The organism is Bacteroides sp. NSJ-39 (assembly GCF_014287315.1).
Classification (GTDB): Bacteria; Bacteroidota; Bacteroidia; order Bacteroidales; family Bacteroidaceae; genus Bacteroides; species Bacteroides finegoldii.
In genome coordinates this window covers 83,706-108,553 of the sequence record NZ_JACOOB010000004.1, presented here as the reverse complement: position 1 = coordinate 108,553, position 24,848 = coordinate 83,706, and the positions used below count along the sequence as shown (strand labels likewise).

The window sequence follows — 24,848 nt, the reverse complement described above, 5'->3', positions numbered from 1 at the left end:
ATAGGATAAATGAAAAAGACAATTTCTCAGATTGTATCCGAACGCATCCTTATCCTAGATGGAGCAATGGGTACAATGATTCAACAATATAACCTCAAGGAAGAAGATTTTCGTGGTGAGCGGTTTGCTCATATTCCCGGACAATTGAAAGGAAACAATGACCTGTTGTGTCTGACACGCCCGGATGTGATTCAGGATATTCACCGTAAATATCTTGAAGCCGGTGCGGATATCATCGAAACGAATACATTCAGTTCGACCACTGTTTCTATGGCTGATTATCACGTGGAAGAATACGTGCGTGAAATGAACCTTGCCGCAGTAAAACTTGCCCGCGAACTAGCCGACGAGTATACAGCGAAGAATCCCGAAAAACCGCGTTTTGTAGCGGGCTCTGTCGGACCTACGAATAAAACCTGTTCCATGAGTCCGGATGTCAACAATCCGGCTTATCGCGCTTTAAGCTATGACGAATTGGCTGCATCCTATCAGCAACAGATGGAGGCTATGCTTGAGGGGGGAGTAGACGCTATCCTGATTGAAACCATATTTGATACGTTGAATGCTAAAGCGGCTATTTTTGCTGCCGGACAAGCAATGAAAACAACAGGTGTCAAAGTACCCGTTATGTTGTCGGTGACCGTATCCGATATCGGTGGAAGAACCTTATCCGGACAGACGTTAGATGCGTTTCTTGCTTCCGTTCAACATGCCGACATCTTTTCCGTCGGTTTGAACTGTTCGTTCGGTGCCCGCCAGCTGAAACCTTTTCTGGAACAATTGGCGGCACGTGCACCTTACTATATAAGTGTTTATCCGAATGCCGGTCTGCCGAATAGTCTGGGCAAATATGATCAGACTCCTGCGGACATGGCCCATGAGGTGAAAGAATATATTCACGAAGGATTGGTCAATATTATCGGGGGCTGTTGTGGAACAACCGATGCTTACATAGCCGAGTATCCGGCTTTGGTGGAAGGTGCGAAACCCCATATTCCTGTTGCCAAGCCGGAATGTATGTGGCTCTCCGGACTTGAACTGCTGGAAGTGAAACCGGAAATCAATTTTGTGAACGTCGGCGAGCGTTGTAACGTGGCAGGCTCACGCAAATTCCTCCGGCTCATTAATGAGAAGAAATATGATGAGGCCCTTTCCATAGCCCGCCAACAAGTGGAGGACGGAGCTTTGGTGATTGATGTGAATATGGACGACGGATTGTTGGACGCAAAGTCGGAAATGACAACTTTCCTGAATCTCATCATGTCTGAACCGGAAATAGCTCGTGTTCCGGTGATGATCGACTCTTCTAAGTGGGAGGTAATAGAAGCCGGATTGAAATGCCTTCAAGGTAAATCGGTTGTCAACTCTATTTCTTTGAAAGAAGGGGAAGAAGTCTTTCTTGAACATGCCCGGATTGTCAAACAGTATGGCGCTGCTGCCGTAGTAATGGCTTTCGATGAGAAAGGACAGGCGGATACTGCCGCCCGTAAGATAGAGGTTTGCCAACGTGCTTACCACCTTTTAGTAGATAAGGTGGGGTTCAATCCGCATGATATTATCTTTGACCCCAACGTGCTTGCCGTAGCTACAGGGATTGAAGAGCACAATAATTACGCGGTAGATTTTATCGAAGCTACCGGATGGATTAAACGGAATCTTCCCGGTGCCCATATCAGTGGGGGAGTCAGTAATCTTTCTTTCTCGTTTCGCGGCAATAATTATATTCGTGAAGCGATGCACGCCGTATTCCTTTATCATGCTATTCAGCAGGGAGTGGATATGGGCATTGTGAATCCGGGAACCTCTGTTCTGTATAGCGATATCCCGACGGACGTACTGGAGAAGATTGAGGATGTCGTGTTGAACCGTCGTCCGGATGCAGCCGAACGTCTTATTGAGTTGGCGGAGTCTTTGAAAGCGACCATGAACGGAACAACCGGACAGACAGCTGTCAAGCAGGATGCATGGAGGGAGGACTCTGTTCAAGAACGTTTGAAGTATGCTTTGATGAAAGGTATCGGTGATTATCTCGAACAGGATTTGGCGGAGGCTTTGCCACTCTATAATAAAGCGGTCGATGTGATTGAAGGTCCGTTGATGGATGGAATGAATTATGTCGGTGAACTTTTCGGGGCGGGTAAAATGTTTCTTCCTCAGGTTGTAAAGACTGCGCGTACCATGAAAAAAGCCGTTGCCATCTTGCAACCCATCATCGAATCGGAAAAGACGGAGGGAACGACCTCTGCCGGAAAGATATTATTGGCAACCGTGAAAGGCGACGTGCATGATATTGGAAAGAATATCGTTGCCGTAGTAATGGCTTGCAACGGTTACGATATTGTTGATTTAGGAGTGATGGTCCCAGCCGAAACCATTGTGCAGCGGGCTATTGAAGAGAAAGTGGATATGATCGGATTGAGTGGGCTGATTACGCCGTCTCTCGAAGAAATGGCTCATGTGGCAGGTGAACTTGAGAAAGCGGGATTGGATATTCCTCTTTTGATTGGTGGAGCCACCACGTCGAAGATGCATACGGCATTAAAAATAGCTCCTGTCTATCATGCTCCGGTAGTGCATTTGAAAGACGCTTCCCAGAATGCGGGCGTTGCCGCCAGATTGTTGAATCCACAGGCGAAAGCCGAACTGGTAAATGAGTTGGAAACGGAATATAGAGCGCTTCGTGAAAAGAGTGGTTTGCTGCGTCGTGAAACCGTCTCATTGGAAGAGGCCCAGAAGAACCGGCTGAATCTGTTTTAGCATTCTGTATAAGAAAAAAGATACGTTATAATCAGTATTAGTAAGCAAAAGTTTTGTCTTTTCGATAAATTCCTTACATTTGCGTTCTGATTAATTCATATCTAATACGTAAATGTTTGGAATAGACGACCCTTTTATCATTTTGCCATACCTGCTTTCAGTGGTATGCGTGGTGTTTGCGGTCTGGTTCGGGCTGGAATATTGGAATAAGGACGACGAAAAAGACGAAACACGATGAATACATTTACACTTGGACTGATTGTGGTAGCCTATCTGCTGTCACTCGCTTATTTAGGCTTTCTGGGATATAAGAAAACGACGTCCGCCAGCGATTATCTGGTAGGTGGCCGTCAGATGAATCCTATCGTTATGGTACTTTCCTATGGGGCTACTTTCATTTCGGCGTCCGCTATCGTTGGTTTCGGGGGAGTGGCTGCTGCTTTCGGAATGGGAATCCAATGGCTGTGTTTCCTCAATATGTTTATCGGAGTTGTCATTGCCTTTATCTTTTTCGGTTTGCGTACCCGACGTATGGGGGTAAAACTGAATGTGAGTACTTTACCGAAGCCAATAAGGAATTGACGGCAATTGCTCCGTTAGTTCCGGAAAAGTTCAGGGTATTGGGACATCAAGGGTGGACGGCAATGCCAGTGACCGGTTCTCCGCAATGGTATTCATTGGTTACTTCCCTTATTCGGGGAGTGGGAATCGGTTGTCTTGCACAACCTCAGCTGGTGGTTCGTTTTATGACTGTGGAGAGCAGCAAGCAGTTGAATCGCGGGGTGTTCATCGGTTGTTTTTTCTTGATAATAACCGTAGGAGCTATCTATCATGCCGACGCATTGAGCAATCTATTCTTTTTGAAGACGGAGGGTGCGGTAGCAACGGAGTATGTCTACGTTCAGTTCGCAATTCCATACGATGGGGGCTTCCGTCGGTTCCGATATTTATGGGACGTACAAACCCCGTTCGCGTGACAAGTTGACTAACGTTATTCGTCTTGGGGTACTGTTTTCTATCTTGGTCAGTTATATTATTTGTTATATGCTTCCGCATGACATCATAGCACGTGGCACTTCTATCTTCATGGGAATCTGTGCCGCTGCTTTCCTGCCCGCCTATTTCTGTATTGGGTATCTGTAAGGCGCTGTTTGGCAGGGATGTGCTGATCTCCACCTATCCTTTTTCGGTCATAGATCCGATATTGTTTGCGTTGCCTCTGTCTGTGTTGGCTATTATCGGAGTCAGCATGATGACCTATAAGAAATAAGTATTACGCTTTGATTTTCTTTTTGTAGGATTCATAGCGCGACAGGATGTCACGGACAAAATTATAAGTTTCTATGCCACGAAAATATCCGTTTTTACAGATCGGGTCGGTGAAGTACTCTTCATTGCTCTTGAGCAAGATGAAGTTTTCTACATTGTCTTTCCATACCAGTTTGTTCTTACCGTATTTCTCGGCCAGTGCCATCGCATCATAAATATGTCCTAATCCGGCATTGTAGGAAGCCAGGATAAAACTGAGACGTTCCTGCTTATCGGGAATCATGCTGAGACTACGGTCGGTAGCTGCGATATATTTGACTGCCGCTTTGACACTTTCTTCCGGATTCTGTTCCTTTCCGGGCGGAACTCCCATAGCCCGTGCGGTAGCGGGCATTAATTGCATCAGCCCTTTTGCTCCGGCCCAAGACACGGCTGTGGTATCGAAATTGGATTCCGTGTAAGCCAATGAAGCAAGCATACGCCAATCCCAACCGATATCTTTGGAGTACTTCTTGAATAAATCATCATAGTGCGATATCTTCCCCTCTCTTAGTGAAAGGATAGGAGAATGGGGCATCATTTTGCTATTCTCGAAGTAGCGTTTCATACTGGCTGTATAGGCAGGAGAGGTCATATTTTCCTCATGCCATTTGGTGGCTGCTGCCGCCAGCTCGGGACAGTCTTTTCTCACAGCCCATGATGAACGTTGGTCAAAACTGATAGACAAGCCAATATTTAAGTTGGGATAATACGTTTTATTAAGCTTGGCCAAATCGTTGTCGGCTACCGTGTATGGAATCTTGCCTTGTGCTACTTGTGTGATCAGGTCTTCGGTAGTGATACTGTCATTGGTTACCTTATGGATTTGAATGCCGCTTCCCAATTCGTTGTTCAGGTTGACAAGACGGTCGTAATACTTTCCGGGCTTTACATAGATATCTTTCCCTATCAGTTCCGTTACATCTTTCAAGGGTTTTTGTTTTCCTTTTCCCTGTTGCACAATAACCTGATGGGTGATGATATCCTCACCGCAATAGATAAGGCTGTCTTTCCATTCCTTTGTTACGGGTAGATTGTAGGCAATCATGTCTCCTTCGCCTGCCAGTAATTTCCGGATCAGTTCATCGACACTGTTAGCTACTTCGATCCTAAGTTTTAATCCCAGACTTTTGGCAAACTGACCGCTAAGTTCGTATTGAAATCCCATTTCCTGTCCCCGATAAATGAAGTAGGAAGTAGAACTGTATAGTGTCAATACAACCAGTTCGCCGCTGTCTTTTATCTGCGGAAGGTCGTATGCGTTCTCGCTTACAGGATTGGGTCGCGTGTTCTTACATCCGAACACGCAACAGAATAATACAAGGAATAAAGGAATAATCAGTGTCCTAACGCCCATTCTTTAATTTTCAATTTTTAATTCTTGAGGTGCTTCTTGATATACATTGTCAGAATATCAATAGCTACCTTATTGTTTCCACCTTCCGGTACAATAAGATCGGCATAACGCTTGCAAGGTTCGATGAATTGTAGATGCATTGGTTTCAGAACCCGCGTATAACGTTCCATGACCGCTTCGGCAGTACGTCCGCGTTCAATCACGTCTCTTTGGATAACACGTATCAGTCGTTCGTCAGGATCAGCGTCTACAAATATTTTAAGGTCCATCATGTTGCGCAATTTTTTATCACATAAAGCAAGGATTCCCTCAATGATAACCACTTCGCGAGGTTCGATGTGAATCGTTTCGGGCTGCCGTGTACATGTAAGATAAGAATAGGTAGGCTGTTCAATGCTTTTTCCTTCTTTCAACAGCATGATATGCTTAGATAGCAAACTCCATTCGAAAGCGTCCGGATGGTCGAAATTGATATTCTGACGTTCTTCCACCGGGACGTGGCTGCTGTCTTTGTAGTATGAGTCCTGAGGTAGTAACACCACTTCTCCTGTGGGGAGACTTTCTATGATTTTCCGTACAACGGTGGTCTTTCCGGAACCTGTTCCGCCTGCTATGCCTATTATTAACATCTCTTTAAGTATATATTTAAACTAAATGGAGTAAATTTGCATTGTTTATACAGTATATAGAAGACAAATATAGAAACAATTCATTAAAATAGCAACGGTAATGGTAAAACACATTGTATTATTTAAGTTAAAAGACGATGTTCCCGCTGAAGAGAAGCTGGCAGTCATGACTAAATTTAAGGAAGCGATAGAAGCACTTCCCGCTAAAATCTCTGTAATCCGTAAGGTAGAGGTCGGATTGAATATAAATCCGGGTGAGACTTGGAACATCGCGCTTTACAGTGAGTTTGATACTTTAGAAGATGTGAGATACTATGCAACGCATCCGGAACATGTTGCGGCCGGTAAGATTCTGGCTGAAACAAAGGAAAGCCGTGCGTGCGTGGATTATGAGTTATAACCCCCAATAATAAAAGAATGAAAAAACTATTTTCTTTTCTGCTTTTAAACTTTGTGGTCTATGTGTTGCAAGCGCAGATACAGGATCCTGTGAAATTTAAAACGGAGTTGAAATCTCTTTCCGATACGGAAGCGGAGATTGTATTTACTGCAACCATTGACAAGGGGTGGCATGTATATTCTACTGAGCTTGGGGACGGAGGACCTATTTCCGCCACATTCAACGTCGATAGCAAATCGGGGATTGAACCGGTAGGAAAGTTGAAACCGGTAGGTAAGGAGATAGCTGCTTTCGACAAGTTGTTCGAGATGAAAGTACGCTATTTCGAGAACACGGCTAAGTTTATCCAAAAGGTGAAGTTCACAGGAGGGGCTTATGCGATAGATGGGTATCTGGAATATGGAGCTTGTAATGATGAAAGTTGCCTGCCTCCGACACAGGTTCCGTTCAAGTTTGCCGGAGAAGCTAAGGGTAATACGGTGGCGGCTAAAGAGGACAAATCGGTTAAAGAGGATAAAGCAGACAAGACAGAGACAGATTTAGCTGTTTCAAAAGATACGGTTGCCATGACCGAACTGCTTCCCGCTACTCCGGTGGATGCGTCTACAGGTATCCAGCCTGCTGTTGCATCCAGTGAGCTTTGGAAGCCGGTCATTAGTGAACTGCAAGCGCTGGGAGAGGAGCATGGACAGAAAGATATGTCTTGGATATATATATTCATAACAGGTTTTCTAGGTGGATTATTGGCATTGTTTACTCCTTGTGTATGGCCGATTATTCCGATGACCGTCAGTTTCTTTCTGAAACGTAGCAAGGATAAGAAGAAAGGTATTCGTGACGCATGGACGTACGGTGCGTCTATCGTAGTGATTTATGTTGCGTTGGGGTTGGCTATTACACTGATTTTCGGTGCCAGTGCGCTGAATGCTTTGTCTACCAATGCTATCTTTAATATTCTTTTCTTCTTGATGTTGGTGGTTTTTGCAGCTTCATTCTTTGGAGCTTTCGAGATCAGGCTCCCGTCGAAGTGGGGAAATGCGGTAGATAGTAAGGCTGAATCAACGACCGGTCTGTTGAGTATCTTCCTGATGGCTTTCACTCTATCTTTGGTGTCTTTCTCTTGCACAGGTCCGATTATCGGATTTTTGCTCGTACAGGTGTCTACAACGGGAAGTGTGGTTGCTCCGGCAATTGGTATGTTAGGATTTGCCATTGCATTGGCTCTGCCGTTTACTCTGTTCGCTCTGTTCCCGTCATGGCTGAAATCTATGCCGAAGTCTGGTGGATGGATGAATGTGATAAAGGTGACGTTGGGCTTTCTTGAATTGGCATTCGCACTTAAGTTCTTGTCGGTAGCCGATTTGGCATACGGATGGAGACTGCTCGACCGTGAAACGTTCCTTGCTTTGTGGATCGTGATTTTTGCTTTGCTTGGATTCTATTTGTTGGGTAAGGTTAAATTCCCGCACGACGATGATGATAATAAGGTAGGAGTTACCCGTTTTTTTATGGCGCTTATTTCTTTGGCGTTTGCGGTATATATGGTTCCCGGTTTGTGGGGAGCACCGTTGAAGGCGGTAAGTGCATTCGCTCCGCCTATGCATACGCAGGATTTTAACTTGTATGAGAATGAGGTGCATCCAAAATTCAAGGATTACGAGCTGGGAATGGAGTATGCCCGCCAGCAAGGTAAGCCGGTTATGATTGACTTTACCGGACATGGTTGTGTGAATTGCCGTAAGATGGAAGCTGCCGTATGGACAGATTCAAAGGTGAGTGATATTATTAATAAGGATTATGTGCTCATCTCTTTATATGTAGATGATAAAACTCCGCTTTCGGAACCGGTGAAAGTAGTAGAAAATGGTACAGAACGTACATTGCGTACTGTAGGCGACAAATGGAGTTATCTGCAACGTGTGAAATTCGGTGCCAACGCCCAGCCTTTCTATGTATTGCTGGATGGTCAGGGAAAACCGTTGAACAAGTCGTATGCTTATGATGAAGATATAACTAAATATATTGACTTCCTGCAAGTAGGACTGGAAAATTATAGGAAGGAGAAGTAATGACTTCTCTGGCGATGGATTAATAAAAGGCGACTTCATTCTTGGATGAAGCCGCCTTTTATTTTTTTTATTTCGTCTCTACCAGCCAACGATTGATATTGTGTAAATTCCACACCTATCTTCATACTTTCCGATAGCCTTTCTGATAAGGAATCAGATATTTCCGATATAAAATCCTTGATCGCACGTTCTTTTCTAAAGATACAATATGCAAATGAGAATTTAGGCAGAAGACGAATATAATCTTTTTCAGAATGTTTTCAGTATCATGTTTTTTCTTTGCGTAGAATAAATATATATATTTTCGGCAATTTGGCGCAGAACTATTCGGTTATTTGACTTTTTACATAACCCTCACTCTTTCTTGCAACTCTCTCATTTTCTGCATAAGTGCATCGAACTCTAATGATTCACCATAAATGAAGAAACGCCTCATATCGGCATAATCATCTTGCCATGCATCCATAACCGATTTTGGTATTGTAAAGCTAATGGATGATGGAGCATGCAAATCATAATTTACATACTTCAAAGCATAATAAGTTTTACGATGCTCAACTATGGCATCATAAAGTTTGCGATTCGACAATGCTTCTAAACCATATTCTGTGTCCATCAGTTTTTCTAAATCATACAGATGGCGTGACATTCGGACACTTCTTGGCTTTTCTTTTTGGAATTCTTCCGCCAAAAGAAATAACTTCTCAAGGAATGTACGAGTTGGCACTACAGTTCTGACAAGGCTTTCTGCACCTCTATCTTCGCCATCAAAACTTTCACCTATTAGAGAACGAATCTGCCGCAACTCCGTAGGTTCATCCATTGAAAGACAACTAATCTCTATCTTTACACGTGGAGGAATATAATTGATCGTATCTTCAAGAATCGACGGATAGTGTAATAAGATTACAGTAGGATCCTTGTCTGAGTCTATCGGTCGCCATTCTCCATTTTTATCCTGTACTTGAGATACATTCTCTATATTGTACCCAGAAACTCCCATTTCTTTCAAGCGAGCATCTAATTGAGCAGAAAGAATCTCATGAATATATGCTCGTGACATTTTGCGTAATTTCTCACGCTGACTTTTACCAGTCTTCTCAATATCAAAGAATGAATGACTGATTGCCAAGTCAATGTCTTCAGAGAAACGCTCTATGATATTAAACCCTTTTGATAACGATGTTCCGCCTTTGAATATTAAAGAATCACGGCAATCTGTTTGGAATAATGCCTTCAATGTAACGGTTACCCACCAGTCCTTTTCAATAGCAACTTGATTAACACCATGATGTCCAGCTTCTGTTTGCTGTAACATTGCCAATCGGTCTACTATTTCATTATTTAACCACAGTTTTCCCATAATCTATTTCTATTTTAAGCGGTTAGCATTGGCTTTATAATTCTTTTCATCCATGCAGGCATCATGTCTACATCTTTACTTAAAGCCTCCTTGTCGGTTTCTTTTGACACCAATTGTCGGATTATATTCAATTCACTTTCTCCTATATTCTCTTTTTTCAGAGCTTTAAGTGCCTGAACAAGTAAAGAAATGAGTAGAGTACCATAACAGAAATTCTTGGGTACACCTCGCTTTAATACTACTTTCCTATTAGATAAGTTTATAGTTCTTTCGCTACCGGTAGTCAAGAAAGTGTAATTCATCGGCACTTGAGTTGATAGCCCTAATGCGTTCAATGCTGTCATGCCAGATGGTAACACCTCTGCGTTATCTCGGACAGTAATTGCCTGTACCACCTTATCAACTGAAGGAAGCACTACACCAAATTTGCTTTTTCTCGGTTTGGTATATATGCCATGTGCTATTTTAACAAGCATACCTTCTGTCGTTAACTCAGACAAAATGCTTCCCACAAATTCTGTGTGGTATTCAGGGAAATCAGACCGAAACAGAATGCAATCTTCTGGCATCGCTTCTATGCGTTGCTTAAGAGTTATACCATCTATAGAATATTCATTAGTCATTTTACCTTTGAAATTTTGATGATTTTTCAAATGCAAAGATACAAAATGATTTTAATAAATGAGAAATCGTCAAGTAATTTATTCGTTTGACTCGAAATAATATAAGGATGAAATCCTTATCGAATCTCATCCTTATTCTTGATTTATGGAATATACAGTAACTCGAACTCCTTTTTCCGCCGTCGCTCGATGCTCGGTATCACTTTCCCTTTATAGCATCGGAACGAGATATACTCCTCGTAAATATCCACGAGCAAATGAATGGCATGAAAAATGTAGCGAAACGAAGAATAAGGCCCCTCGGCTTGCAGGCAAAGCCTGTATTTTTTCCTGATACGGAAAAATTTGAGTAACTTTACCCCACAAAACAGAAAGGAACAGCGTTCTCAACGGTGGTGGACAGGATATTCGAACGGGATACGGAAACAAATTCCAGACCTCTTTTCCAATCCTGAAAAGGCAACGGATAAGTAGCGATTTGTTTTCCTAACTCCCTAAAAGCCGGTCAAAAACCATAAGCGGAAGAATTTGGTACAAAACTGCATATCCCTTTCGGTTTCAAACACTTTACATTATTCTTCCGAAATCCATCCGTATGTGAGCGAGTTTTACTATCTTTGCCACTTTAACCCGATAATCAATGAGTAGAATATTATTAAATACAAAGATTTGGCTATTAATGCTATTGTTGAGTGTCGTTTCTTCTGTTTATGCACAAGATGATGATTTCACAACATGGACAAAATTTAAAATAAGTCATAAAATTGATTCCCGGTTTTCTGTCTCCGGTGATGTGGAGCTGCGTACAAAGGATGATATGAACAAGTGGGATCGTTGGGGACTTACTGTCGGAGGCGACTATCGGGCATATTCCTTTTTGAAATTGGGAGTTGCTTATGAAACTCATCTTCGTGATTTAGGGAATTCGGGCTGGAAATTCAGGCATCGCTATCATTTAAGTGCTACGGCAAGTTTTCGCTATCAGTGGTTGAAAGTTTCTTTACGGGAAAGATTTCAACAAACTTTCGATAGTGGTGATGCAGAAACTCGTTTACGCTCTCGTTTGAAGTTATCTTATGCACCTACAAAAGGAATTGTTTCCCCTTACTTTTCTGTTGAACTTTACCAAAGTTTGGATGATGCACCTTTTTGGAGAGCGGCTCGCATGCGTTATCGTCCGGGAGTAGAACTAAATTTGGCTAAACGCTGGTCGTTGGATGCTTTTTATTGTTATCAGTATGAACCTTCAAAAGGGAAACATATTACCGGAATAGAAGTTGGTTATTCTTTCTAAAAATTGTTAGCTCTACTATTATCGTAAACTAGTGAGTTTCTAATATAATAATGTGGGAATGAATTTCTATGATTTTAATGGCTGATTTATAACAGCTTGATTATTGGTGTATTATATGTAAATGTAAAAAAATACTAGTAAAACAATACTTCACGTCCTTTTTATTATATACATTTGCCGCCAATACATCAAAATGGTGTGTTGAAATTGATGATTCCTCAGTGCAACAGACGTGTTGTTCGGTATCCCATAACTGAAAGCGAATACTTCCTCTTATGCTATTCTTCTGTCCAATCAAAGATTTCTATTTGGAAATAAATAAAGATATTAAGATGAAAGTATTTTATAACCTGCAGAGATGTGTAGGTTTTCTCGTTCTTTTCTCTATTTTGCTTGCAGCTTGTGTAAATCACATTTCGGAGGAGGAAGAAGCAGGTGTGGTAGTTAATGATGGAAATATTCCATTGAAAATTATAGCTGATATTCATGAAGTTGCCAGTACGCGTGTGGCAAATAACACCTTTGAGAAAGGAGATGAAGTGGGACTGTTCGCATTAGCCGGTTCTACTACCATACAGGAAGAACGTTATGCGGACAATCTTCATTTTGTTCGTTCGGCCGATGGAGAGTTTATAGCTGATGAATCGGTGTATTATCCGGATGATGGTGTGACATTGAATTTCATCAGTTATTATCCATATCGGGAAGAAGGAGTAGCTATGGGAGAAAGCAAGATGCCGGTATCTATTGAAACAGAGCAAAATATTCCGGTGAACTATTCTCATTCTGATTTTCTGGTTGCTACTAAAGAAGATGTACTGGCGAGTCAAGAAGCTGTATCCTTGACTTACAATCATAAATTTTTCCGCTTAAAGATAGCTTTAGTACCTGGAGAGGGAGAAGACGTGGAAAGTATGTTGACGGTCAATCCTAAACTTTCTGTTTCCGGCTTTTACACAAAAAGCATTTATGACTTTCAGAAGAAATCTTATTCCTCCTTTACAGATGAGAAAGATATCATTCCTACCGGTGAGTGGGAGATAGTCGATGAAAGGCTAGTAGGTAAAGACCTGATTTTGATACCTCAGGAAGCGACAGTAGGATACCAATATATAACATTGGAGGCTAACGGAAAACCTTACACTTGCTTGTTGCCCTCTACTTTGAAACTTCAGGAAGGCAAACAAAGAGAACTGGAAATAACTTTTGTAGCAGCAGAAGATATCCTCATGAGCAAGCTCAATGGAGAAATCAATGATTGGGAGGGAACTGAAGTAGACCATGCAGGATCGGAAACTCTTCACAAATATATAGACGTGTCAAAATTGACTTTCGGGAATTCAAATGTTTGTAAAGTATTGAATAAAGGAAAACAAGTAGCTGAGATTTGTAAGGAGTACCTGCTGACTCCGGATTTTTCTTCGCAAGCAATCGTGATCTATCCGATGAAACAAGATGGAAAGGCTGATTTATCTCAAGGACTTGTAGCGCAACTGTTGGGAAAGACCGGCAAAGTGCATGGTGGAAGTGTCGTATGGGATATGGAAAAAAAATCCTTGAAATATATACCGGGAACTTTACCGGCCCGAAATAATGTTTATGTGATGGCGAACGGAGAGGTCTCTTTGTCAGTGACTATGGAAGATGATGTATTGCAGGTTTTGGCATTGGAGGATGTCGTTCGTGATGTGCGTGGAGGAATGATTTATAATTATCCGTTGGTGAAGATCGGAACCCAATATTGGATGCGGGATAATTTGAAGGTCTCCCTTTATGCGGATGGCAATGAAATCCCCAAATTGGATGCGGTAACAGATGGTGCAGTCGGATATCTGCAATCCAAAGCAAATACAACATATTATTTCTATACTGCCAGTGTTGCATTATCCGGTAATATCCTGCCGAATCATTGGAGTATTCCGGATTGGGAGGATTGGAATATACTGCAAGCTTACCTGAAAGAGGATGCCTCCTTGCTGAAATCCGGTACATGGCTGCCTTTGAACACCGGAGATACGGTTGAGCCTGCGACCAATTGGTCCGGTTTTAATGCGGTTCCTGTGGGAATGTATGTAGGAACCTTTCAGTCGAACTATGAAGGCAAATATTTGGCATATTGGACTCTGGATGAAACAGGTGCAGAGATAGCCGAAACTGTGTTTTACCTGAAAAGCGATACAAACCAGACAGAATCTTCCAAAGCAGGTACTGATAAAAAAGCACTGGCTATCCGTTGTATCCGCAAGTAAATGGATAAAACTTATTCTTCTATTTCATATTTTCGCTATATTTGGGAAGTGAAACTAATAAAGGAAAAAAACATGAAGAAGATAATAAATCCCTGGAAAGGAATGGAAGGGTACAATTGTTTCGGTTGTGCTCCCAATAATGAAGCCGGAGTAAGAATGGAATTTTACGAGGACGGCGAGGAAATCGTAAGTATCTGGAAGCCCCGTCCGGAGTATCAAGGTTGGATTGATACATTGCATGGTGGTATTCAGGCCGTTTTGCTGGATGAGATTTGTGCTTGGGTCGTACTCCGTAAATTGCAGACAACAGGAGTAACCTCGAAAATGGAAACCCGCTACCGGAAACCAATCGATACGAAAGACTCCCATGTCGTGTTGCGTGCATCCATCAAAGAAATAAAGCGGAACATTGTCATCATTGAAGCGAAGCTGTATAATAAGGATGGCGAAGTATGTACGGAAGCCGTTTGTACCTATTTCACATTTCCGCAGGAAAAAGCGAAGAAAGAGATGCATTTTCTTCAGTGCGATGTAGAACCGGAAGAAATATTGCCTTTAATTTGAAATAAAAACTTATTTTTTTGTGATAAATGTTTGGAAGTATCAAACAAATGCTTTAATTTTGTCGCAGTTAATAATTGAATTATGAAATATACAGCTACACATCATCATCATCATTTTCCTGACGAATAACTCGGTAGGCGTGGATGATATTGTATATCTCTATATAACGATAACGAAGGCTTGCCGAATACGGTAAGCCTTTTTTATTTTACTCAAAATGAATTGCAACTAATAAAATATAATAGGTAAAGTCATGTTAAGAATCGCAGTACAAGCCAAAGGACGTCTTTTTGAAGAGACAATGGCGCTTTTAGAAGAATCGGATATCAAGTTGAGCACAACGAAACGCACCTTATTAGTGCAATCTTCCAATTTCCCTATTGAGGTACTTTTCCTCCGTGATGACGATATTCCGCAGACAGTGGCTACGGGGGTGGCTGACCTGGGAATTGTCGGTGAGAATGAGTTTGTGGAAAAAGAGGAGGACGCTGAAATCGTCAAGCGTCTGGGATTCAGCAAGTGTCGTTTGTCATTGGCCATGCCGAAAGATATTGAATATCCGGGATTGTCATGGTTCGAAGGAAAGAAGATTGCCACCTCTTATCCGGTAATCCTTCGCAACTTTTTGAAAAAGAGTAGGGTAAATGCTGAGATTCACGTGATTACCGGTTCGGTTGAAGTGTCTCCGGGCATTGGATTGGCCGATGCGATTTTTGATATCGTGAGTTCAGGTTCCACTTTGGTCAGCAACCGGCTGAAAGAAGTGGAAGTCGTGATGAAATCGGAAGCCTTGTTGATTGGCAATAAGAACATGAGCGATGAGAAAAAAGCGGTACTCGAAGAACTGTTGTTCCGCATGAATGCGGTGAAAACTGCCGAAGATAAGAAATATGTGTTGATGAATGCTCCCAAAGATAAACTGGAAGAAATCATAGCCGTATTACCGGGTATGAAGAGTCCTACCGTAATGCCGTTGGCACAAGAAGGCTGGTGTTCGGTACATACAGTACTTGATGAAAAACGTTTCTGGGAAATCATCGGAAAGTTGAAAGGATTGGGAGCAGAAGGTATCTTGGTACTGCCGATTGAAAAGATGATTCTGTGATATATCGGGATAGACCGTGTAATGTGATTGAAATAAATAATCTGTGTAAAATCTGTGGTGAATCATGAAATTGATTAAATATCCCTCAAAAGAGCAGTGGGCGGAACTGCTGAAACGTCCTGCTCTCAACACCGAAAGCCTTTTTGATACCGTCCGTTCTATAATAAATAAGGTAAAGGAAGGAGGTGACAAGGCGGTGCTGGAGTATGAAGCCGCTTTTGATAAAGTGACTTTGTCCGCTCTTGCTGTCGCTCAAGAAGAGATACAGGCGGCCGGAGCATTGGTAAGTGATGAATTGAAAGCAGCCATCTCCTTGGCTAAACAAAATATTGAAACGTTTCATTCTTCCCAACGTTTTGTCGGCAAGAAGGTTGAAACGATGAAGGGGGTAACTTGCTGGCAAAAGTCGGTAGGTATTGAGAAGGTCGGTCTTTACATTCCGGGGGGGACAGCACCGCTTTTCTCAACAGTACTGATGCTTGCCGTTCCCGCTAAAATTGCGGGATGTAAGGAGATTGTACTTTGTACGCCTCCCGATAAGAATGGAGATATCCATCCGGCTATTCTTTTTGCCGCGCAACTGGCAGGAGTCAGCAAAATATTCAAGGCGGGAGGTGTACAGGCTATCGCTGCTATGACGTATGGAACGGAAAGCGTACCTAAGGTTTATAAAATCTTCGGTCCGGGCAATCAATATGTAACAGCTGCCAAACAATTGGTGAGTCTGCGTGATGTGGCGATTGATATGCCCGCCGGTCCTTCAGAAGTGGAAGTTTTGGCTGATGCATCTGCCAATCCCGTTTTTGTGGCAGCAGATCTTTTGTCACAGGCAGAACACGGAATAGATAGCCAAGCTATATTGATTACTACTTCCGAGAAGCTTCAAATAGAGGTGATGGCAGAAGTGGAGCGTCAGTTAGCCGGATTGCCCCGCCATGAAATTGCTGCCAAGTCATTGGAGAACAGTAAGCTGATTTTAGTGAAGGATCTGGATGAAGCGTTGGAGCTGACCAATGCATATGCACCGGAGCATTTGATTATAGAAACGGAAAACTATATGGAAGTAGCCGGGCGGGTAACAAATGCTGGCTCTGTCTTCTTAGGCTCGTTAACTCCCGAGAGTGCCGGTGATTATGCTTCGGGAACGAACCATACGTTACCTACCAATGGATACGCCAAGGCATATAATGGTGTGAGCCTGGATAGTTTTATCCGTAAAATTACGTTTCAGGAGATTCTGCCGGAAGGTATGAAGTCCATTGGTCCTGCTATTGAAGTGATGGCGGCTAACGAACAGTTGGATGCGCACAAAAATGCCGTAACTGTCCGTCTCAAAGCAATTCAAAATTCATAACTTAAAATTTAAATAAGTGAAAACATTACAAGAGTTAACCCGGCCGAATATTTGGAAATTAAAGCCTTATTCTTCGGCACGTGATGAATATAAAGGAGTCACCGCTTCTGTTTTCCTGGATGCAAATGAGAATCCGTACAATACGCCTCACAACCGTTATCCGGATCCTATGCAGTGCGAGCTGAAAATGTTGTTGTCGAAAATCAAAAAAGTAGCTCCCGAACATATTTTTCTCGGAAACGGAAGTGATGAAGCCATCGACTTGGTTTTTCGTGCTTTCTGCGAACCGGGTAAAGACAATGTAGTGGCTATCGACCCTACTTACGGAATGTATCAGGTCTGTGCTGATGTGAACGATGTTGAATACCGGAAAGTATTGTTGGATGACGACTTCCAGTTTTCGGCCGACAAGTTGCTTGCAACTGCCGATGGGCACACCAAGCTTATCTTTCTTTGTTCACCTAATAATCCGACAGGAAATGACCTGCTTCGTTCTGAAATAGAAAAACTGCTGAACCGGTTTGAAGGACTAGTGATGTTGGATGAGGCTTACAATGATTTCTCCCAGGCTCCGTCTTTCCTCGAAGAGTTGGATAAATATCCCAATCTTGTCGTGTTCCAGACATTCTCCAAAGCTTGGGGGTGTGCTGCTATCCGCTTGGGAATGGCTTTTGCTTCCAAAGAAATTATAGATATTCTTAGCAAGATCAAATACCCCTATAACGTCAATCAGCTGACTCAGCAGCAGGCCATTTCCATGTTGCATAAACATTATGAGATAGAGCGTTGGGTGAAGACGTTGAAGGAAGAACGTGATTATCTGGAAGCGGAATTTGAAAAACTTTCCTGTACCATTAAACTGTTCCCATCTGATGCGAATTTCTTTCTGGCAAGAGTGACGGATGCGGTGAAAATCTACAATTATCTGGTGGGGGAAGGGATTATAGTGCGCAATCGGCACAATATTTCACTTTGCTGCAACTGTTTACGTGTAACTGTCGGTACCCGTGTAGAGAATGACACGCTGTTGTCCGCCCTTAAAAACTATCAGGGATAATTTATGAAGAAGAAAGTATTATTTATAGATAGAGATGGCACTTTGGTGATCGAACCTCCTGTCGACTATCAGCTTGACTCATTGGAAAAGCTGGAATTCTATCCGAGAGTGTTCCGTAATTTGGGTTTTATCCGCAGCAAACTCGATTTTGAATTTGTGATGGTCACCAATCAGGACGGACTGGGTACATCTTCTTTTCCGGAAGAAACATTCTGGCCTGCCCATAACCTGATGCTTAAAACACTGGAAGGAGAGGGGATTACTTTTGATGAGATTCTGATAGACCGTAGTTTTCCTGAAGACAATGCGCCCACCCGTAAACCGCGTACCGGAATGCTGGCGAAGTATCAGAATAATCCGGAGTACGATCTTTCCGGAAGTTTTGTAATCGGTGATCGTCCTACTGATGTGGAGCTTGCTCGTAATTTGGGGTGTCGGGCTATTTATCTGCAGAATTCGACCGAAACACTGAAAGGAAAAGGATTGGAAGAAATCTGTGCCCTTGCAACGACTGACTGGGACCGGATAGCCGAATTTCTTTTTGCCGGAGAACGGAAAGCGGAAGTACGCCGTACAACAAAAGAGACAGATATTTATGTGGTTTTGAACCTGGATGGGAACGGTGCTTGTGACATCTCTACCGGTCTTGGCTTTTTCGACCATATGCTCGAACAGATTGGTAAACATTCCGGCATGGATCTGGTCATTCGTGTGAAAGGAGATTTGGAAGTGGACGAACATCATACAATTGAAGATACTGCCATTGCTTTAGGCGAATGTATCTATCAGGCTTTGGGAAATAAGAGAGGGATTGAACGCTATGGGTATGCTTTGCCGATGGATGACTGTCTTTGCCGGGTTTGTCTGGACTTTGGCGGACGTCCTTGGCTGGTGTGGAATGTGGAGTTTAAACGCGAGAAAATAGGAGAAATGCCTACAGAAATGTTCCTTCATTTCTTCAAGTCATTGAGCGACGCTGCAAAGATGAATCTGAATATCAAAGCGGAAGGACAGAATGAGCACCACAAGATAGAGGGAATCTTTAAAGCCCTTGCACGTGCCTTGAAGATGGCGATTAAGAGAGATATTTATCATTTCGAACTTCCATCTAGTAAGGGGGTGCTTTGACTGTTGCATGATTGGGCGGAAGCATTATATTTGAGATTAATACGTTGTAACATAGTGTATTTATATAGTACTGTGACATTTTTGTTTCTTCCTCTATAATACTTAGAATAAATACAAAAATGTCACAGACAAAATGCCTGCCAAAATGAAATTTCTGTCAGGAGGAATTATAAGTTTTCTATTTCTTTAAGCCACATGGCGAAACTCGCATCACTTGGCATTCTCCAGTCTCCTCTCGGGCTGATGGAGATGCTTCCCACTTTAGGACCGTCCGGCAGGCATGAACGTTTGAACTGCTGATTGAAGAAACGGCGGAAGAAAGTGGATAACCATTTCTTGATTGTCTCTTCATCATACACCCCTCCGAATGCGATATTTGCCAGATAATAAATCTTTGACGGGCGGAAGCCGAAACGCAGGAAATAATAGAGGAAGAAATCATGCAGTTCATAAGGACCTACCAGATCTTCTGTTTTCTGTTTGATATCCCCGTTTTCATCTGCCGGAATCAGCTCTGGACTGATAGGAGTATCTACTATGTCGAGCAGGGTAGCTTTGGATTCCTCATCCACGCCATTTTTCGCCACCCACTGTACCAGATATTTCACGAGCGTTTTGGGTACACCGGCATTGACACCATACATGGACATGTGGTCGCCATTGTAGGTTGCCCATCCTAAAGCCAGTTCCGACAGGTCTCCCGTACCTACAACCATCCCCCAGGTCTGGTTGGCTATATCCATCAATATTTGTGTACGTTCGCGTGCCTGTGAGTTTTCATACGTGACATCATGTACGTTTACATCATGGTCTATATCTTTGAAATGTTGGATGCAGGCATCCTTGATACTGATTTCGCGGATGGATATGCCCAATGAATTCATCAGATTGACAGCATTGTGGTAAGTCCGGTCAGTTGTTCCGAAGCCGGGCATGGTAATACCGAGAATCCCCTTTCTTGACCATCCCAGTTTATCGAAAGTCTTCACGCAGACCAATAAGGCCAGTGTTGAATCCAGTCCGCCGGAAATACCGACTACGGCAGTCTTTGCTCCGGTATGGACGAGACGTTGTGTCAGTCCTGCCACTTGGATGGAAAAAACTTCTTCACAATGTTCATGCAGTTCATCGTCTTGCGGCACGAAAGGATGAGCATTGAATTTACGGGTTAAATTCAGCTCTTTACTGTTTACAAACTCCGTTGCAATGGCAATCGCCCTTTTGCCTTCCAAGTTAGCTTGGCTGGCAGCGAAAGTCGTATTCACTCTTCGTTCCGCCCGGATACGTTCCACGTCAATTTCGCTTACAACCAATTGTTCCTCCATGCTGAAACGCTCGCTTTGTGCAAGAAGCGTTCCGTTTTCATAAATCAATCCGTTGCCTGCGAAAACCACATCTGTAGTAGATTCTCCGAAGCCGCAGGATGAGAATACATATCCGGCGATACAACGTGCGGATTGCTGGCTGATAAGTGAACGGAGATAACTATGTTTTCCGATTCCTTCATTGTCGGCGGACATATTGAATATGATCTCCGCCCCTTGCAGTGCGAGGGAGGAGCCGGGCGGGATGGTAGCCCAGAGGTCTTCGCAAATTTCAATGCCAAATGTGGTGTCCGAAGTTTCAAAAAGGAGATTGGCGCCAATCGGGACAATTTGTCCGCACAGGCGTACCGTCTCAGTTCTTAATTGAAGTGCGGAAGTAAACCAGCGCTGTTCGTAGAACTCTTTGTAATTGGGCAGGTATGTTTTGGCGGTGACACCTAATATTTTCCCTTTTTGGATGGTTACGGCTGCATTGATTACCGTTGAATTGACGATAACGGGCATGCCGACAATGGATATGATATCCAGTTGGCGGGTATTGTTCATTATCTGCATTAATCCCATTTCGGCTTCTTCAAGCAGAAGTTGCTGGCTGAACAGATCACCGCAAGTATATCCCGTAATGCTCATTTCCGGGAACAGGATGATTTGCACCCCTTTTCCTTCGGCTACAGCAATCAGACTTTCTATCTTCTCCACATTGAATTTACAGTCGGCCACTTTTACGTGCGGTACGGCTGCTGCTACTTTTACAAATCCGTAATTCATCTTATACCTTATTTATATATAATGGGTGCAAAAATAGAAAATAGTTTTGAATAATTGTCGTTTCTCCAGTGAATCCTTAAAAGGACGGTTTTCGGACGGTTTATGATACTGTTGGTTGCATAATTAGACGGTATGTCAAAAAGATAGTCTGTCTGTCTTTTAATATAAATTATGTTTAGCCTTATTTAATGATATAACTGATTTTTAACAATATAAGCTGTCAAAAAGATATTTGTGGAATTTTGGTATAAAATATACGACATTTTGTTTCTTATATTTAACTATAATATTTATATTTGTAGCCAAATTTAAGTAATATAGATGCTTGTAACACTAAACAAACGAGCGATATTACTTGGTAGAGAAAATAAATTAAGGGTAGATGAACATACAACAGACTCACACGGTGGCAACACGAAAATCTTTTTTAGAAATTTGGCGCAACATCAAAAATCAGCCAAGTTAGCTTCTCTGTTTTGTTTTGATAAATCAATAAAAATAAATCAATTTCATTAATTTTAATTTAAGTATCAAAGATGAGAAAATCAATTCTCTTGTTTGTGCTCTTTACTCTGATGAATATTCCTCTGTTGCTGTTCGCGCAGGGCGGATATCGGGTAACGGGACGCATTCTTTCGGCTGAAGACAATCAGCCTTTGATTGGCGTATCTGTATTGGAGAAGGGGACATCAAATGGTGTAATTACCGATATGGATGGTAATTACAGTATCACAGTGACGAAATCTCCCGCCACTTTGCAATTTTCTTATATCGGGATGAGAACCGTAGACAAGCAGGTCACTGCTTCCACTCGTATTGACTTGTCGATGGAAAGTGATGCACAGCAGGTAGACGAAGTGGTGGTGGTGGCTTACGGTGTACGTAAGAAAGGGACCATAGCCGGTTCTGTATCCACCGTGAAGGCAGAGAAGATGGAAAATGTACCAGCCGCCAGCTTTGACCAGGCACTGCAGGGACAGGCACCGGGATTAATGGTGATGTCGGGATCCGGGGAACCGAGTGTGGCCGCTTCATTTCAGATTCGCGGTATCAACTCTTTGAGTTCGGGAACTTCACCTTTGTTTATTCTTGATGGGGTGCCGGTGTCCAGTGCTGATTTCAACACACTGAATCCGAGTGATATCGAATCAATATCCGTATTGAAAGACGCCTCTTCTACCTCCATCTATGGAGCACGTGCGGCAAACGGTGTAGTGGTGATAACAACAAAACGCGGACTGGCTTTGGATAAGGCGAAAGTGACGTTCCGTACCCAACTGGGTATCTCTCAATTGGCTCAGGATAAGTGGAACCAAATGAATACGGAAGAGCGTATTCTTTTTGAAAAGGAAGTAGGTCTGGATAAAGGAAAAGATTATGATCTTCTTCGCAAAACGGATATCAACTGGCTTGACGTGGTGTTCAATAACAAAGCCATGTTGCAGAATTATGAAGTGTCCGTCAATCGTGCTACCGATCGTTTGAATTATTATGTGTCGGGTAACTTTTTCGATCAGGACGGAATTGCGCAGGGATCAGGGTTCAGACGTTATAATCTGCGTGCAAATGCAGATGTGAAAGCTAGTAATTGGCTCAAAGTCGGCACTACTTCAACAGTGTCTTATGAAGAGATAGAGCAGGCGCAGACTGGAGAATATACTTCTGTAACACCTATTTCCGCTTCACACTTCATGATGCCTTACTGGAATCCTTATAATGAAGACGGTTCGGTTGCTTCCACTAAAGACGGAAGTTGGACGGGCACCAATCAGAATCCGGTCGACTGGATGCAGAATAACCCCGTTAACTATAAGAAGTACAAAGTATTGTCTACTTTATATGCCGAAGTGAGTCCCATTAAAGGGCTGACTATAAAGTCACAGTTTGCGGCAGATTATGCACACATGACGGCGTTCAGACAATCATTCCCCAGTTTCTCCACCAATAATGGCTCGGGTAATGCCGGTCGTAGCTCCAATGACAGGCTCAGTCTGACGATTACCAATACCGCCAACTACCATTTTACGTTGGAGGAAAAACATGATTTCAATTTCTTATTGGGACAGGAAGGGGTGGATGCCCAGTCGGAAGGTTTCTCCATTTCCATGAGAGGACAGAATAATGACCTTCTTACCAATATTTCAAATGGTACACTGGCCACTTCATGGTCGGATACCGGAGAAGGAAATGTTTACTCCTATTCGTACCTCTCTTTCTTCGGAAGAGGCGAATATAATTATGCCGGTCGTTATTATGCGGATTTTTCAGTACGTACGGATGCTTCTTCCCGTTTTGGCAAGGACAACAGATGGGGAGCTTTCTGGTCTGTGGGATTGATGTGGGATATGAAGAAGGAAAATTTTCTGAAGAAGTATGACTGGTTGACAACTACGCGTCTGGCCCTTAGTACAGGTACTTCCGGTAATTCGGACATCGGCTATTATGCATGGCAGTCTTTGGTGAAAGGCGGAATGGACTATATGGGCGAAACAGGTATTTATCCCGCACAAAGCGGTAATCCCGATTTGAGCTGGGAGAAAACATGGACCACTAACTTGGCTTTACATCTGGGCTTTTGGAACCGGGTAAACCTGGACGTTGAGTTATATAATAAGAAGACTACAGATATGCTGATGAATGTTCCGCAGTCTTATGCAGTGAATGGTTCGGGTAGCCGTTGGGATAATATCGGTGCAATGGTCAATCGGGGTGTGGAAGTTACCGTAAACGGTGATATACTCCGTACAAAAGATTTCTCATGGAACCTGAACGCGAACTTCTCATACAACAAGAATAAGATTACCGAACTTTATAGCGGTGTGGACGAATACGAAATTGCAAGTTCCAATCTTAAGTATGTGGTAGGGCATTCGGCTACCGAATTCTATATCAACCGTTATGCCGGAGTCAATCCTACTAATGGTGACGCATTGTGGTATACCAAAGATGGTGAGATTACAACTGAATTCAAGGATTCCGATAAAGTGATGACCGGCAAGAGCTTTGTGGCTCCGTGGCAAGGTGGATTCGGCACGACATTGACGTGGAAAGGAATTTCACTGGCTGCGCAGTTCAGTTGGGTGGCCGACCGCTGGGTGTTCAATAATGACCGTTATCTGGATGAAGGCAATGGACTGTTCGAGACGTACAACCAATCCAACCGCTTGCTTTATGACCGTTGGAAGAAGCCGGGTGATGTGACGGATATACCGCGTTATGGAGTTACTCCGCAGATGGATTCCCGTTTTCTGGAAGATGCTTCTTTTTTGAGATTGAAGAATTTGATGCTTAGCTACAACTTCCCTCAGACATTGCTCAAGAAGACTAATTTCCTGACACATTTGCGGGTGTTTGCGCAAGGACAAAATCTGCTCACATTCACCAAATTCTCGGGGCTCGATCCTGAAGGGGTAAGTAATATGTATCAGGCACAATATCCTTCAACCCGCCAGTTCACTTTTGGTCTGGAAGTTTCATTCTAAACATATAACTATAAAA

The 24,848-nt window shown here is 42.9% G+C and carries 17 protein-coding genes and 2 pseudogenes; 13 read left to right on the top strand and 6 right to left on the bottom strand.

From position 1 onward, the window contains the following. Positions 1–9: 9 nt before the first annotated feature. From metH to H8S63_RS06280, 3 genes and pseudogenes are all read left to right on the top strand, one after another. Positions 10–2,757 (top strand): methionine synthase, encoded by a 2,748-nt coding sequence (gene metH / locus H8S63_RS06285; RefSeq protein ID WP_186926151.1) that lies wholly within the window; start codon positions 10–12, stop codon positions 2,755–2,757. Positions 2,758–2,869: 112 nt separating this feature from the next. Beyond that, positions 2,870–2,995, top strand: coding sequence for a symporter small accessory protein (locus H8S63_RS19985; protein ID WP_229102133.1), 126 nt, complete (start codon positions 2,870–2,872; stop codon positions 2,993–2,995). Then, a pseudogene (locus H8S63_RS06280) lies at positions 2,992–4,027 on the top strand (hypothetical protein). The gene H8S63_RS19985 and the pseudogene H8S63_RS06280 overlap by 4 nt, the downstream one beginning before the upstream one ends. A gap of 3 nt (positions 4,028–4,030) precedes the next feature. Here the strand turns inward: H8S63_RS06280 and H8S63_RS06275 are convergent. Beyond that, a complete protein-coding gene (locus H8S63_RS06275) occupies positions 4,031–5,422 on the bottom strand; it encodes a transglycosylase SLT domain-containing protein (protein ID WP_186926148.1) in 1,392 nt (463 codons plus the stop codon). Between the two features lie 17 nt (positions 5,423–5,439). Then, positions 5,440–6,051 (bottom strand): uridine kinase, encoded by a 612-nt coding sequence (gene udk / locus H8S63_RS06270; protein ID WP_007754428.1) that lies wholly within the window; start codon positions 6,049–6,051, stop codon positions 5,440–5,442. A gap of 100 nt (positions 6,052–6,151) precedes the next feature. On the opposite strand from udk, the gene H8S63_RS06265 reads away from it, so the two are divergent. After that, complete coding sequence (locus H8S63_RS06265) at positions 6,152–6,451, top strand: Dabb family protein (RefSeq protein ID WP_007754429.1); 300 nt, start codon at positions 6,152–6,154, stop codon at positions 6,449–6,451. A gap of 17 nt (positions 6,452–6,468) precedes the next feature. Next, positions 6,469–8,520: a cytochrome c biogenesis protein CcdA gene (locus H8S63_RS06260; protein WP_186926146.1), complete on the top strand. Its 2,052-nt coding sequence runs from the start codon at positions 6,469–6,471 to the stop codon at positions 8,518–8,520. A 343-nt stretch (positions 8,521–8,863) separates the two neighbouring features. On the opposite strand, the gene H8S63_RS06255 is transcribed toward H8S63_RS06260, so the two are convergent. The 3 genes and pseudogenes from H8S63_RS06255 to H8S63_RS06245 all read right to left on the bottom strand — a co-directional run. Continuing rightward, on the bottom strand, positions 8,864–9,883 hold the full coding sequence (locus tag H8S63_RS06255) for a nucleotidyl transferase AbiEii/AbiGii toxin family protein (protein ID WP_186926144.1): 1,020 nt from the start codon (positions 9,881–9,883) through the stop codon (positions 8,864–8,866). 14 nt (positions 9,884–9,897) lie between these two features. Continuing rightward, positions 9,898–10,506: a DUF6088 family protein gene (locus H8S63_RS06250; RefSeq protein ID WP_186926142.1), complete on the bottom strand. Its 609-nt coding sequence runs from the start codon at positions 10,504–10,506 to the stop codon at positions 9,898–9,900. Positions 10,507–10,649: 143 nt separating this feature from the next. Continuing rightward, positions 10,650–10,754 (bottom strand): annotated as a pseudogene (locus H8S63_RS06245) (glycoside hydrolase); the annotation flags it as partial. 392 nt (positions 10,755–11,146) lie between these two features. Here H8S63_RS06245 and H8S63_RS06240 point away from each other — a divergent pair. The 7 genes from H8S63_RS06240 to hisB all read left to right on the top strand — a co-directional run bounded on the left by H8S63_RS06240 (position 11,147) and on the right by hisB (position 19,257). Then, positions 11,147–11,800, top strand: a complete 654-nt coding sequence (locus H8S63_RS06240; RefSeq protein WP_186926140.1) for a DUF2490 domain-containing protein — start codon at positions 11,147–11,149, stop codon at positions 11,798–11,800. Between the two features lie 332 nt (positions 11,801–12,132). Then, positions 12,133–14,049 (top strand): fimbrillin family protein, encoded by a 1,917-nt coding sequence (locus H8S63_RS06235; RefSeq protein WP_186926138.1) that lies wholly within the window; start codon positions 12,133–12,135, stop codon positions 14,047–14,049. A 72-nt stretch (positions 14,050–14,121) separates the two neighbouring features. Continuing rightward, on the top strand, positions 14,122–14,613 hold the full coding sequence (locus tag H8S63_RS06230; protein WP_186926136.1) for a PaaI family thioesterase: 492 nt from the start codon (positions 14,122–14,124) through the stop codon (positions 14,611–14,613). Positions 14,614–14,866: 253 nt separating this feature from the next. Beyond that, on the top strand, positions 14,867–15,718 hold the full coding sequence (gene hisG / locus H8S63_RS06225) for an ATP phosphoribosyltransferase (RefSeq protein ID WP_186926134.1): 852 nt from the start codon (positions 14,867–14,869) through the stop codon (positions 15,716–15,718). Between the two features lie 64 nt (positions 15,719–15,782). Then, positions 15,783–17,072, top strand: a complete 1,290-nt coding sequence (hisD, locus tag H8S63_RS06220; protein WP_186926132.1) for a histidinol dehydrogenase — start codon at positions 15,783–15,785, stop codon at positions 17,070–17,072. A gap of 16 nt (positions 17,073–17,088) precedes the next feature. Further along, positions 17,089–18,129, top strand: a complete 1,041-nt coding sequence (gene hisC, locus H8S63_RS06215; protein WP_186926130.1) for a histidinol-phosphate transaminase — start codon at positions 17,089–17,091, stop codon at positions 18,127–18,129. Between the two features lie 3 nt (positions 18,130–18,132). Further along, positions 18,133–19,257 carry a bifunctional histidinol-phosphatase/imidazoleglycerol-phosphate dehydratase HisB gene (gene hisB / locus H8S63_RS06210; protein WP_186926128.1) on the top strand — a complete coding sequence of 375 codons (1,125 nt, stop codon included), beginning with the start codon at positions 18,133–18,135 and terminating at the stop codon, positions 19,255–19,257. 167 nt (positions 19,258–19,424) lie between these two features. On the opposite strand, the gene H8S63_RS06205 is transcribed toward hisB, so the two are convergent. Then, positions 19,425–21,350, bottom strand: coding sequence for an NAD(+) synthase (locus H8S63_RS06205; protein ID WP_186926126.1), 1,926 nt, complete (start codon positions 21,348–21,350; stop codon positions 19,425–19,427). A 536-nt stretch (positions 21,351–21,886) separates the two neighbouring features. Here H8S63_RS06205 and H8S63_RS06200 point away from each other — a divergent pair. Further along, on the top strand, positions 21,887–24,832 hold the full coding sequence (locus H8S63_RS06200; RefSeq protein WP_186926124.1) for a TonB-dependent receptor: 2,946 nt from the start codon (positions 21,887–21,889) through the stop codon (positions 24,830–24,832). Positions 24,833–24,848: the final 16 nt, after the last annotated feature.

What these genes read in the sequence shown, in the direction of transcription:
- metH (WP_186926151.1), top strand. Translation starts at nt 10, where the DNA reads ATGAAAAAGACAATTTCTCAGATTGTATCCGAACGCATCCTTATCCTA.
- H8S63_RS19985 (WP_229102133.1), top strand. Translation starts at nt 2,870, where the DNA reads ATGTTTGGAATAGACGACCCTTTTATCATTTTGCCATACCTGCTTTCA.
- H8S63_RS06275 (WP_186926148.1), bottom strand. Translation starts at nt 5,422, where the DNA reads ATGGGCGTTAGGACACTGATTATTCCTTTATTCCTTGTATTATTCTGT.
- udk (WP_007754428.1), bottom strand. Translation starts at nt 6,051, where the DNA reads ATGTTAATAATAGGCATAGCAGGCGGAACAGGTTCCGGAAAGACCACC.
- H8S63_RS06265 (WP_007754429.1), top strand. Translation starts at nt 6,152, where the DNA reads ATGGTAAAACACATTGTATTATTTAAGTTAAAAGACGATGTTCCCGCT.
- H8S63_RS06260 (WP_186926146.1), top strand. Translation starts at nt 6,469, where the DNA reads ATGAAAAAACTATTTTCTTTTCTGCTTTTAAACTTTGTGGTCTATGTG.
- H8S63_RS06255 (WP_186926144.1), bottom strand. Translation starts at nt 9,883, where the DNA reads ATGGGAAAACTGTGGTTAAATAATGAAATAGTAGACCGATTGGCAATG.
- H8S63_RS06250 (WP_186926142.1), bottom strand. Translation starts at nt 10,506, where the DNA reads ATGACTAATGAATATTCTATAGATGGTATAACTCTTAAGCAACGCATA.
- H8S63_RS06240 (WP_186926140.1), top strand. Translation starts at nt 11,147, where the DNA reads ATGAGTAGAATATTATTAAATACAAAGATTTGGCTATTAATGCTATTG.
- H8S63_RS06235 (WP_186926138.1), top strand. Translation starts at nt 12,133, where the DNA reads ATGAAAGTATTTTATAACCTGCAGAGATGTGTAGGTTTTCTCGTTCTT.
- H8S63_RS06230 (WP_186926136.1), top strand. Translation starts at nt 14,122, where the DNA reads ATGAAGAAGATAATAAATCCCTGGAAAGGAATGGAAGGGTACAATTGT.
- hisG (WP_186926134.1), top strand. Translation starts at nt 14,867, where the DNA reads ATGTTAAGAATCGCAGTACAAGCCAAAGGACGTCTTTTTGAAGAGACA.
- hisD (WP_186926132.1), top strand. Translation starts at nt 15,783, where the DNA reads ATGAAATTGATTAAATATCCCTCAAAAGAGCAGTGGGCGGAACTGCTG.
- hisB (WP_186926128.1), top strand. Translation starts at nt 18,133, where the DNA reads ATGAAGAAGAAAGTATTATTTATAGATAGAGATGGCACTTTGGTGATC.
- H8S63_RS06205 (WP_186926126.1), bottom strand. Translation starts at nt 21,350, where the DNA reads ATGAATTACGGATTTGTAAAAGTAGCAGCAGCCGTACCGCACGTAAAA.
- H8S63_RS06200 (WP_186926124.1), top strand. Translation starts at nt 21,887, where the DNA reads ATGAGAAAATCAATTCTCTTGTTTGTGCTCTTTACTCTGATGAATATT.